Annotated in this window: 10 protein-coding genes and 1 pseudogene; 6 read left to right on the top strand and 5 right to left on the bottom strand. The window is 73.1% G+C overall.

Features of this window, described 5'->3' with window-relative positions:
• From hemG to ACLEQD_RS26850, 3 genes are all read left to right on the top strand, one after another.
• Window positions 1–597 (top strand): protoporphyrinogen oxidase (hemG, locus tag ACLEQD_RS26860; protein WP_410387801.1); only part of this gene is annotated, 597 nt, incomplete at its 5' end.
• Window positions 598–914: 317 nt separating this feature from the next.
• Window positions 915–1,943, top strand: coding sequence for a histidine kinase (locus ACLEQD_RS26855; protein WP_410387800.1), 1,029 nt, complete (start codon window positions 915–917; stop codon window positions 1,941–1,943).
• Entirely contained in the window at window positions 1,906–2,682 is a 777-nt protein-coding gene (locus ACLEQD_RS26850; protein WP_410387799.1) for a LytR/AlgR family response regulator transcription factor, read from the top strand. The genes ACLEQD_RS26855 and ACLEQD_RS26850 overlap by 38 nt, the downstream gene beginning before the upstream one ends.
• Before the next feature lie 27 nt (window positions 2,683–2,709).
• On the opposite strand, the gene ACLEQD_RS26845 is transcribed toward ACLEQD_RS26850, so the two are convergent.
• Both ACLEQD_RS26845 and ACLEQD_RS26840 read right to left on the bottom strand, forming a co-directional pair.
• Window positions 2,710–4,176, bottom strand: a complete 1,467-nt coding sequence (locus ACLEQD_RS26845) for a hypothetical protein (RefSeq protein WP_410387798.1) — start codon at window positions 4,174–4,176, stop codon at window positions 2,710–2,712.
• A gap of 117 nt (window positions 4,177–4,293) precedes the next feature.
• On the bottom strand, window positions 4,294–5,781 hold the full coding sequence (locus ACLEQD_RS26840) for a glutamate--cysteine ligase (RefSeq protein WP_410387797.1): 1,488 nt from the start codon (window positions 5,779–5,781) through the stop codon (window positions 4,294–4,296).
• Between the two features lie 179 nt (window positions 5,782–5,960).
• Here ACLEQD_RS26840 and rlmN point away from each other — a divergent pair, with 179 nt between their 5' ends.
• Complete coding sequence (gene rlmN, locus ACLEQD_RS26835) at window positions 5,961–7,037, top strand: 23S rRNA (adenine(2503)-C(2))-methyltransferase RlmN (RefSeq protein WP_410387796.1); 1,077 nt, start codon at window positions 5,961–5,963, stop codon at window positions 7,035–7,037.
• Between the two features lie 200 nt (window positions 7,038–7,237).
• The gene (locus tag ACLEQD_RS26830) at window positions 7,238–7,624 is read left to right on the top strand and encodes a hypothetical protein (protein ID WP_171419480.1); all 387 of its coding nucleotides are present in this window, start codon (window positions 7,238–7,240) and stop codon (window positions 7,622–7,624) included.
• Window positions 7,625–7,643: 19 nt separating this feature from the next.
• Here ACLEQD_RS26830 and ACLEQD_RS26825 read toward each other — a convergent pair whose 3' ends face one another.
• The 3 genes from ACLEQD_RS26825 to ACLEQD_RS26815 are packed head-to-tail and all read right to left on the bottom strand — an operon-like array spanning window position 7,644 to window position 10,141.
• Window positions 7,644–8,831 carry an adenylate/guanylate cyclase domain-containing protein gene (locus ACLEQD_RS26825; protein ID WP_410387795.1) on the bottom strand — a complete coding sequence of 396 codons (1,188 nt, stop codon included), beginning with the start codon at window positions 8,829–8,831 and terminating at the stop codon, window positions 7,644–7,646.
• Window positions 8,804–9,253 carry a hypothetical protein gene (locus tag ACLEQD_RS26820; protein ID WP_410387794.1) on the bottom strand — a complete coding sequence of 150 codons (450 nt, stop codon included), beginning with the start codon at window positions 9,251–9,253 and terminating at the stop codon, window positions 8,804–8,806. The genes ACLEQD_RS26825 and ACLEQD_RS26820 overlap by 28 nt, the downstream gene beginning before the upstream one ends.
• A 33-nt stretch (window positions 9,254–9,286) precedes the next feature.
• A complete protein-coding gene (locus tag ACLEQD_RS26815) occupies window positions 9,287–10,141 on the bottom strand; it encodes a metallophosphoesterase family protein (protein ID WP_410387793.1) in 855 nt (284 codons plus the stop codon).
• Between the two features lie 73 nt (window positions 10,142–10,214).
• Between ACLEQD_RS26815 and gluQRS the strand changes: the two are divergent.
• Window positions 10,215–11,015: pseudogene (gluQRS, locus tag ACLEQD_RS26810) on the top strand (tRNA glutamyl-Q(34) synthetase GluQRS); the annotation flags it as partial.

Genomic DNA, 11,015 nt, shown 5'->3' with positions numbered 1-11,015 from the left:
GCGTCGCACGTGGTGCTGGCGGTGCCCGCGCACGTGGCGGCGGCGCTCCTGCGCCCGCTGGACGCGGAGCTGGCGCGGCAGGCGGACAGCATCCCGTACGCGCCCATCGCCGTGGTGCACCTGGGCTTCGCGCCGGGGACGGTGCCGAAGCCGGACGGCTTCGGGTTCCTGGTGCCGGCGGTGGAGGGCAAGGCGGTGCTGGGCACCATCCACGTCTCCACCACGTTCCCCTTCCGCGTGGAGGGCGGGCGGGTGCTGCTGACGTGCCTGCTGGGCGGCGCGCGCCGGCCGGAGGTGGTGGCCCGGGATGAAGACGCGCTGGCGGCGCTGGCGCGCGAGGAGCTGAAGGCGATGACGGGCCTCACCGCGACGCCGGAGCTGACGGAGGTCATCCGCTGGCCGCGCGGGATTCCGCAGTACACGGTGGGCCACCTGGAGCGGCTGGCGGCGGTGGACGAGCGCTTGAAGCGCTGGCCCGGCCTGCACCTCACCGGCAACGCGTACCGGGGCGTGGGCGTCAACGACTGCATCCGCGAGGCGACGCGGCTGGCGGACGCGCTGGGCGGGGAGGCGGCGGGAGCGGTCCGGAGCGCCTGAGCGACCGCTCACCCCGGACTCGCGACGGCCGGGGGCAACCCTCCCCGGAGGGTCCCTGGGGCAGTGCCAGAGTTCGTGGGCATGTTTCACGGACACTGGAGAAACCCCCCATGTTCTCACTGCGCTCGCCGCTCCTGTTCGTGCTCGCCGTCCTCTTCTTCCCAGCGGTGCTCGCCGGGACGCTCGTCCTGGACCTCGTCCCCGCGCCCGTCCCCCAGCGCTAGGACGCGGGACGGTGTAGCCTTCCGCTTCCGCATGCCGGAGACGTCGTCGGAAGGCTCCATCGTTCGCGCCACGCTGCGCGCGCTCGTCGCGCCGTGGCGGCTGGCGCCCATCGTCCTGGTGTCCCTCCCGCTGCTCGCGGCCCAGGTGCGCTGGAGCGTGGATCCGCGCGCGTTCTGGCTTGGCCTCCTGCTGTGCCTGCTGTGCGTCGCGGTGGCGCCCGTGTCGTACCGGGTGCTCTTCCCGGAGGGGCTGGACCTGAGCCACGGCGGCATCCGCCTGCTGCTCTACGCGGCGGTGGGCAGCGGCGTGGTGCTGTCGGTGGGCTACGCCCTGCCGCGCGTCACGCACATGCAGGACACCTTCCTGTCGGAGCCGTACAACCTGGCCATCTGCGGGGGCTGTTCCTCGTCGCGGGCTGGGGGCTGGGGCGGGACATCGGCTTTGAAGAGACGCTGGCCCACGAGCGGGCCCGCGCCGCCCGCTTCGCCTGGGAGGCCGAGCAGGCGCAGCTCCTGGCCCTGCGCAGCCACCTGGATCCGCACTTCCTCTTCAACACGCTCAACGCCATCGCGGAGTGGTGCCGCGAGGACGGCGCCGTCGCCGAGGCCGCCGTGCTGCGGCTGTCCACGATGCTGCGCTCGGTGCTCGCGGGCGTGCGCAGCGTCACCTGGCCGCTGTCGCAGGAGCTGGAGCTGATGCGCACGCTCTTCGACCTGCACCTGCTGCGAGACCCGGACCTGTTCCAGCTGCGCATGGACGTGGCGGACGGGCTCGCGGACGTGCCCGTGCCGCCGCTGCTGCTGCTGCCGCTGGCGGAGAACGCGGTGAAGCACGGCCCGGCGGCCGGCCACCGGGGCCCGCTCACCGTGGAGGTGGTGGCGCGCGAGGGGGCGGTGGGGGTGTCCATCGACAACCCGGCGCGTCCAGGGGTCCGCGCGAGGGCAGCGTGGGCCTGCCCACCGTGGAGCGCAGGTTGGCGCTGGCCTACGGCGGCCACGCCCTCTTGTCGCTGGAGAGCGCCGACGGGCGCACCCGCGTCACCGTCACCCTGCCCCGCCAGGGCCCCCAACCCGGAGTCCTCACGTGAGAGAGCCCCTGCGCGTCCTCATCGCCGACGATGAACTACTGGCCCGCAAGCGCCTGTCCCGCCTGCTGGCCGCGCTGCCGGACGTGAGCGTCTGCGGCGAGGCGGTGGATGGGGACTCGGTGCTCGCGGCGGTGCGCGCGGGCGGCGTGGACGTGGTGCTGCTGGACATCCACATGCCGGGGCTGAGCGGGCTGGACGCGATGGCGCTGCTGCCCGAGGGCGGCCCCCACGTCATCTTCTGCACCGCCCACGCGGAGCACGCGGTGAACGCCTTCGAGCACGGCGCGGTGGACTACGTCCTCAAGCCCGTGGAGGCGGCGCGGCTGCAGAAGGCGCTGGAGCGCGCGCGGGCGCGGCTGCCGGCGCGGATGAAGCCTGTCCCGGTGGCGCAGCCGACGGCGCCCGTGGCCGAGAAGCCGGCGCTGACGCGGCTGCCCATCCCGACGCGGCAGGGCCTGGTGCTGGTGTCGCCGGACGCCATCTCCCACGCGTCGCTGGAGGACGAGCTGGTGACGGTGTTCACCGCGCAGGGCGACTTCCTCACCGACTTCACGCTCAACGAGCTGGCGGACAAGCTGCCCCCGGAGCACTTCCACCGGGTGCACCGCCGCGCGCTGCTCAACCTGTCGCACGTGACGCGGCTGGAGCCGCTGGAGACGGGCGGATACCTGGCGCGCACGGCGCGGGGCCACGCGGTGGAGGTGAGCCGCCAGTCCGCGCGCGAGCTGCGCCGCATGCTGGGCCTGCGCAAGGGCGCGGAGGACGAGGGCTGAGGCCACGCCCCCGCGCGCCGAGGGACCTCAGTTCCAGACGAACAGGCGGTGCACCTGCGCCGCGTCGTCACCCAGCGTGTCCAGCAGGGCCTGCCTCGCGGGGGCGGGCAGCTCCGCGCCGCCGCGCGCGCAGCGGGCCGCGTCCTCGATGGCGAAGGAAGGCGCGTTGCAGAACGACTCCTGCCAGCGCGACAGGAGCGACGCGAAGAAGGTCTGCTCGTAGCCGCGCAGCTGGCCGTCCAGCCAGCCCTCCTTGTTGGGCCGCTCGAACTTCTGCGGGCGCACGCCGCCGGGCTCGAAGGTGATGTTGTGCTCGTAGCCGGAGGCCTCCAGGGACTTCTCCGCCTTCACCGCCAGCGGCGCGTGCCGCTCCTGGAGGAAGCCCTGGGCCACCACCGCGAAGTGGTACTCCACGCCCCGGCGCTGCGCGTGGTAGTCGAAGGAGCGGGAGACGTCGCGGTACTTCGTCACCTCCACCGTCGTCTTGTACTCCACCTTCTTCGTCTGACGGACCAGGCGCTTCTTCATCACGCCCTTCTCCTCGTAGGACTCCTCCACCGAGTACGGCACCTCCGCCGTCGCGGTGCGGTCCTCGTGGTCCGTGTACGGCACGCGCTCGGTCCACGTCGCCGTCAGCCGCACGGGCTCGCTGATGCGCCGCTCGCTCAGGCTCCCGGCGATGGTGAGGGGCACGTAGCGCTGGGACGCCTCCGAGTACCAGGGCGAGGCCTCGAACGCGCCCGACAGCCGCGTCATCAGGTACTGCACCACGTCGTTGCTGATGCCATCCACGGACACCTGCCACGTGGGCCCACCCAGCGCCTCCGGGAACATCCCCGCGCGGGGCGCGGGCTGCTGGTAGTGGCCGCAGTAGCGCGACACCAGCTCCGTCCAGTGCTGCGCGCCGCCGGACAGCGACTGCTTCAGCTTCGCGCACGTCGCCGCGCCGCCCTGCGCCACCGCCTCCTCCATGTCGCGGCGGATGGGCGCCATCTCCGGGTTGCCCAGCAGCGCACGCTTGCGGTCCAGGCGCGCCTCCGCCGTCAGCGCGTGGCCCTGCTTCGCCGGCTCGATGATGAACTGGCGCAGGTGCCGGTGCGTGCCGGCCATCTCCTCCAGCAGCGAGCTCTCCATGCCGCCGTCCAGCTTGGAGCTCCACTTCGCCTTGTAGGTGAAGAACTGCTCCAGGTTCACTTCCGCGTCCTCGTCCCGCCCCTCCACGCGCGCCTGCCGCGCCTGGGTGAGCAGCTGCGACAGGCCGCGCCAGCGCAGGTCCTCCAGCGACGCGCGATACTCCGGGTTGTTGGGCTCGTCCTGGACGAGCTTCACGTAGACCTCGGCCGCCTCGACGAAGCGGCCCTTCTCCGCCAGGTCGTTGGCGTGGCTCCGGGTGGTCGTGCACGCGGTGAGCGCGCCCGCGCACAACAGCGCGGGCACGAGGAAGGACTTCCGGCGAGCGCCGGAGCGGAACGAAGCGAACAAGGAGGCAATCACGGAAACGGCACCCTTCAGCGCGAGGCGCGTGGCCCGCAGGCTGACCGACAGGATGCCGCGATTATTCACCGCGACGGCCCCGTCCCGACAAGAGCCCCCTCGTGCGGCCTCCGGCCCTCAGCGCTCCACCGGCCAGGTGTGCACCGGCAGCCCTTCTTCTGACAGCTCCAGGTAGCGCTCCATCATGGCCGCCAGCGCGTCCTGGCGGGGCATGTGCGCCTCCAGCCGCTCCAGCACCGCCCGCTGCCAGCGCGCCCCGGTCCGCTGGAGCGCCACCCGTTGGGAAATGATGTCCAGGAGCCCGTCCGCCTCCGCCGCGTCCACGCCGGCCTCCGTCAGCCCGCGCCGCGCCACCGGCAAGAGCTGCTTCACCAGCTCCACCGCCGACATCACCCGGGGGCTGGGCGCGGCCTCCGCCGGCCACAGCAGCGTCGCGCCCAGGCCGTGGTGCGCCGCCTGCTTGAAGTTGCGCCGCGCCTGCCAGAAGGGCAGCGCCGGCAGCAGCGCGTCCACCCGCTCCGCCAGCCCCAGCGTCAGCCCCAGCAGGAACGCGCCGTTGGCCACCATGTCCACCGCGGTGGGGCCCGACGGCAGCGCGCGGAACTCGATGCGCAGGTGGCCCTCCCCGTGCGGATCATAGACGGCCCGGTTCCACGACCAGACCGTCCCGTGGTGCAGCCGCAGCTCCTCCAGCTTCGGCAGGCCCCCGGCGGCCACCACCTCCAGCGGGGACTCCTGCCCCATCACCGGCAACAGCGGCGGGTAGAGCGCGACGGCCTCCGCGAACAGCTCGTGCGCGCCCTCGCGCACCCAGCCGTGGCCGAACGTCACGCGCGGGTGCAGGTGCGCGGCCTCGTCGCTGTCGCTGCGGTCGTCGGTGGCCTGCTGGAAGAGGGCCACGCGCGTCTCCTCCCACAGCCGCTTGCCCAGGAACACCGGCGAGTTGCCGCACGCGGCCAGCACCGGCCCGGTGGCCAGCTGCGCGGCGTTGTACACGCGCGCGAAGTCCTCCGGGGCCACGCGCAGGTGGAGCTGGAGCGACGTGTTCGCCCCCTCCAGCGTCACGTCCTCCCAGGTGAGGTTGAGCGTGTCGTCGCCCGCGATGGCCACCTGGAAGGGCCCGTCGCGCCGCCCGCGGATGGCCGTGGCCAGCGCCCGGTAGCGCGGCTGCGGCGTGAGCGCGTTCTTCCCCAGGTCCGCCTGCCGCAGCGTGGGGAGGATGCCCACCGCCGCCACGCGCGCGCCCTCCGTCGCCGCCGCGCGCCTGAGCTCCGCCAGCACGTCGTCCAGCTGGGCCTGGAGCCCCGTGAACGGCCGCCCCGCCAGCAGCGAGGGACGCAGGTTCATCTCCATGTTGAAGCGGTTGAGCTCCAGCGTGAGCCGGTCGTCCTTCGACTTCGCCAGCACCTGCTGGTTCACCGGCAGCGGCGAGCCCGCGCCGTCCACCAGCGCCACCTCCAGCTCCGCGCCCATCGTCACGGGCCCCACGCCAAAGCCGGGACGCTGGAGCACCTGGCGCAGCGCCTCCAGGCTCTCCGCGAGCCGCGCCACGAACCGCGCATGCTCCTCCGGCGTGAACTCCTCCTGCTGGATGGCCAGACCCATAGGCCCTGCACGATTGGCACGACGCGGCACGCTCGCACGCGAGGTGTCACCCGCTGGACGCCGCCACGCCCCCGGGCCCGCCACCGCGTGCGCGCGCTCCGTGGGCTGCTCTCCTGGCCGCCCTCCAGGCCGGCGGGCCCGGGTGCGGCGGCGCCGGGTGTGTTATCCCAGGCCCCGTCATGCCGGACGCCACCGTCAACCTCTATGACCTGCCCCGCCCCGCGCTGGATGCGCGGCTCGCCGGCTGGGGCTTCAGCCCCCAGTACCGCGAGCGCGTGTGGACGGGCCTGTACCGCGACGGCGTGACGGCGCCGGGCGACGTGGGCGGGCTGCGGCCGGACCTCCAGGCCGTGCTCCAGGAGCGCGCGCACCTGGGCGTGCTGGCCACGCACCATGAGAGCTTCAGCAGCGACGGGCTCACCCACAAGCTGCTGCTGCGCCTGCACGACGCGCAGACCATCGAGACGGTGCTGATGCGTTTCAAGGGCCGCGCCACCGTGTGCGTGAGCACGCAGGCCGGGTGCGCCATGGGCTGCGTGTTCTGCGCCACCGGGCAGATGGGGCTGTCGCGCCACCTGACGCCGGGCGAAATCGTGGGCCAGGTGCTCCACGTCACCCGCGTCCTGCGCGCGCAAGGGGAGAGCCTGCGCAACATCGTGCTCATGGGCATGGGCGAGCCCCTGCACAACTACGAGCACACCATGGCCGCGGTGGACATCCTCGTGGACCCCAAGGGCCTGGCGCTGGCGCCGCGCTTCATCACCCTGTCCACCGTGGGCGTGGTGCCCGGCATCCTCCGGCTCGCGGACGAGGCGCGCCCGGTGCAGCTCGCGGTCAGCCTCCACGGCGCGACGGACGCGGAGCGCGCCGCGCTGGTGCCCGCGGGCCGCCGCTGGCCGCTCCACGAGCTGATGGACGCGTGCCGCTACTACGTGGCGAAGCGCAAGCGCCGCATCTTCTTCGAGTGGACGCTCATCGCCGGCCGCAACGACACCGCGGAGCACGCGCACACGCTGGGGCAGCTGCTGCACGGGATGGACGCGCACGTGAACGTCATCCCGCTCAACCCCACCGTGGGCTATGACGGCGGGCCCAGCGTCCCCGACGCGGTGCGTGCGTTCCAGGACGTGCTCACGTCGCACGGCGTGCCCAGCACGGTGCGCCAGCGCCGTGGCATCGACATCGACGCGGGCTGCGGCCAGCTCAAGGCCGCCGTGGAGCGCAAGCCCCGCCGCTCCCTCCCCGTCGCGTCCTGAGCAACGTGCGGGGTCGCGCGGCACACCACCCGACCTGCCGTGTCACCCCCAGGCGCTAGCGTCCGCTCCGCCTGCACACGCGTAACGAGGTGTGGGCGGGAAGCGGATGTTCATGGGCCCTTGCGTGGCATGGGCTCGTGGGCACATTCTTCAAGACGACTTCCACGCAACCCCAACGGCTTCTCTGGCGGAGGTGGGCAATGCTTTCCATCCAGGAGCACGGCACGGTGGAAGAGGCGAGCAGCAACCTGCTCGACTTCATCCTGATCCCCGACAACTGGCTCGAGCAGGCGCCTCCGCAGCCCGAGGGCTCCTCCACGTGGCCGGCGTCGGACACGCAGTACCAACGCCGCGTGGGCACGCTGCGCATCTGTGCGTCGGTGGACGTCGCGCCGTCGCTGGACGTGACGCTCCACATCGCGTTCCGCGCGCCGGGCCTGACGCCCCTCAAGGCGGCGGACCACCTGGAGAGCTTCCTCAAGCAGCGCCTGCCGCTGACGCCCAACAGCGAGTGGCAGGTGGAGGTGGACGAGCGCCGGTGGATCCACTTCTCGCGCCGCTACGCGGGCACGCACCTCTTGGCCTGACGCGGCCTTCGCCCGGCCGCTACGGCTTCAGCTGGTAGTGGCGCAGCGGCTGGGCCACGTTCTTCACCGGCGTCTCCGTGAGGGGGCCGAACTGGAGCTTGCGCACGAAGGGCTCCCGCGACTGCCTCAGCGCTTCGTGCACGCTCTCCATCACCAGCGTCTCCCGGAAGCCCGCCAGGGACTGGAGGCGCGCGGCCTGGTTCATGCCGCTGGAGAACGCGGTGTAGTTGCGGTTGGGCCCGAAGAGGCCGCAGTTCGCGGGGGCCAGGTTGACGCCCACCGCCACGCCCAGCCCCGGCAGCTCCACCCGGCGGCACAGCGCGGACACCTCCTCCCGTTCGCTCAGCTCCGCGGTGAAGGCCTGGATGTCCTGCGCGGCGCGCACGGCCGCCTCCGCGCGGCGCACGCGGTCCGTCTGGAAGAAGGGCGGCCCGAAGAGGCCGATGACGCAGTCGCCCACCATCTTGTCGAACACGCCGCCGTGCGCCCAGATGCAGTCCACGGCGCGCGCGCTCCACTCGTCCACGAACCGGCCGATGCTGCGCGGGCTGTCGAAGCCCTGCTCGCAGATGCGGGTGAAGCCGTTGATGTCCGCGAACAGGATGCCCACCTCCTGCACCTGCGCGCGCAGGTGCCGCGCGTAGTCCGGGTCCTCCAGCAGCGCGTCGATGGCGCCCGTGGGGAAGAACTGCGACAGGTGGATGCGCTCGCGGTTGTAGTCCAGCAGGCGCTGGCTCAGCGTGGAGGCCAGCACGCGGATGAGGTCCATCGCGTACGCGGAGAAGCCCTCGTTGCTCCAGACGACAATCTTGCCCAGCGGTTCGCTGCGCGTGGCCGCGGAGATGAGCACGGCCTCCGTGGTGCGCCCGTCGAACAGGCGCTTGAGCACGCCCGCGTCCCCGTGCAAGAGCCGCGTGCCGTGCTGGTGCAGCAGCGACTCCAGCGGCGCGCCAGGCTGCTCTCCGCTCTCGTACTCCAGCTGCCCGTGCCGGTAGGTGCGGTAGTGCAGCACGTGCGGCTTCACGGCGTCGCGGTACAGCAGGAGGAAGCCCGGCAACCGCACCCGCTGCGCCAGCGTGCGCACCGCGTGGTCCATGCCCGCCTCGAAGACGGGGTTGGCCAGGTGCTCGTTGCACTGGAGGATGACCTGGTGCTTCTCCGACGCGGTGTGGACCAGCATCAGCACCGTGTCCAGCTCCTCCGCCACCACGTCCAGCGCGCGCAGGCGCTTCGCCGTGACGCCCGCGTCGCCCGGCGGCCCGCGTAGAGCACGCCCAGCGTGCCCACCGGTGAGCCCGCCACGTCCAGCGTCTGGGTGAGGAGCGTGCCCGTGTCGTGGACGCTCAGGCCCATGGGCCCCGCCAGGAGGCCCCCGGGGAAGACGCCGCCCCAGTCGCCCTCGCTCCACGTCTGCTCCACCAGCTCCTCGTCGCGCGTGGTGACGGCGATGCCGCGCGCGCCCAGGTGCTGAAGCAGCGTGGGGAAGCAGCGCCGGAAGCACTGGGTGAGCGTCTCGCGCTCCCGGAGGCTCTCCTCCAGCAGGTCGTCCGTGACACGCCCCAGCTGGCGCAGGAACCGGTACTCCTCCAGGGACAACTCAGCGGGTGGGGGCGGGGGCACCGGGGTCATGTGCGCCCCTTGTACCGCCGCCCGGGAGAACTGTCACAGCGCGGGCACGTGCTTCGTGCCGCCCACGACGAGGCCGTCCTGGACCTCGATGAGCCAGTAGCCCTCCTTCCCCGCCTGGGTGGAGGAGCCCGCGCCGAAGAGATGCGGCCGGTCCTGCGTGGCCGGGTGGTGGTAGCGCTGGTGGATGTGGCCGTGGAGCACCGCGAAGCGCGGCCCCGGCAGCAGCTTCAGGAGCGCGTCCGCGTCATGCAGCCCGTGGTGCCAGCCGTCCGCGTGGTTCGCGGGGCTCCTCGGCGCGTGGTGCACCACCACCAGGATGGCGCGGCCGTCCAGCCGGGCGTCCTTCAGCAGGGCCGCCAGGCCCTCGAGCTGCGCGGGCCCCACGCTGCCGTAGGACAGGCCCGGCGTGGGCAGCGGGCGCGCGGAGCACAGCCCCACCACCGCGGCGCCCTCCCCCACCAGCCGCACGAAGGGGAACGCGCCCTCGCGGCGGTAGTCGGGCAGGTCGCTCTCCAGCAGGTCCCCGAAGTGCCGGGCGAAGCGGCCACTGCGCGCGGCGCCGGGGGTGAAGACGTCGTGGTTGCCGGGGATGACGGTGCAGCGCGCGGGCGTCGGGGCCAGGGGGCCCAGCGCGGCGCGGGCGGCGCGGAACTCGCCCTCCAGGGCGTAGGCGGTGAGGTCGCCGGACAGGATGAAGTGGTCCACGCCGTGCGTCCCCGCGTCGCGAGCGATGGCGGAGAGCGTGGCCTGCGCGTTCCGGTAGGCCTTCGCCCGGCCTCCCGCCGTCAGCTCGACGAGCGCCACCCAGCGGCGCCAGCCCAGCTTGCGCAGCGGCAGGGCGAAGTAGTCCTCGGTGATGTGGACGTCGGAGCAGTGCAGGAAGCGCATGGAGGAAGTCACATCCCACGAAACGGAAGCGGGCAGCGGGGCATTCTCTCCCAGCGCCCCGGGCGGGGAAGTTATGGTGGCGGTCACGATGCGAGGACGCTTCGCCCCCAGCCCCACCGGCCGCATGCACCTGGGCAACGTGAGAAGCGCGCTGCTGGGCTGGCTCCAGGCCCGGGCCGCGGGCGGCGCGTTCCTCCTGCGCATCGAGGACCTGGACCGCGCGCGCTGCCGCCCCCAGTTCCTCCAGGACCTCTACGAGGACCTGCGCTGGCTGGGCCTGGGCTGGGACGAAACGCCGCTGGTGCAGAGCGAGCGCGACGGCGTCTACCGCGAGGCCCAGGCGAAGCTGGAGCGCGAGGGGCTCATCTACCCGTGCTTCTGCACGCGCACGGAGATCGCCCGCGCGGCCAGCGCCCCCCACGGCCTGTCCGACGAAGGCCCGCGCTACCCGGGCACCTGCGCGAACCTCACCGCCGCGCAGGTGTCCGAGCGCTCCCGCACGCGCGCCCCCGCGTACCGCTTCCGCGCGCGGGCGGGCGAGGTGCGCTTCGTGGACGCGCTGATGGGCCCCCAGGCGCAGGACGTCCAGGCGCTGGTGGGGGACTTCGTGGTGCGCCGCAACGACGGCGTGGCCAGCTACCAGCTCGCGGTGGTGGTGGACGACGCGGCCAGCGGCATCACCCACGTGCTGCGCGGGGACGACCTGCTGCCCTCCACGCCCCGCCAGCTCCAGCTCTACGCCGCGCTGGGGCTGGGCGCGCCGCGTTCCTCCACGTGCCGCTGGTGCTGGGCGAGGACGGCAAGCGGCTGGCGAAGCGCGACGGGGCGTTCGCGCTCGCGGAGCTGCGGGCGCGCGGCCGGCCTCCCGAGCACG

Source organism: Corallococcus sp. 4LFB (assembly GCF_046520365.1).
GTDB classification, from domain to species: domain Bacteria; phylum Myxococcota; class Myxococcia; order Myxococcales; family Myxococcaceae; genus Corallococcus; species Corallococcus caeni.
The sequence above is the reverse complement of the archived record's forward strand: the minus strand, read 5'-3'. Positions and strand labels throughout refer to the sequence as shown.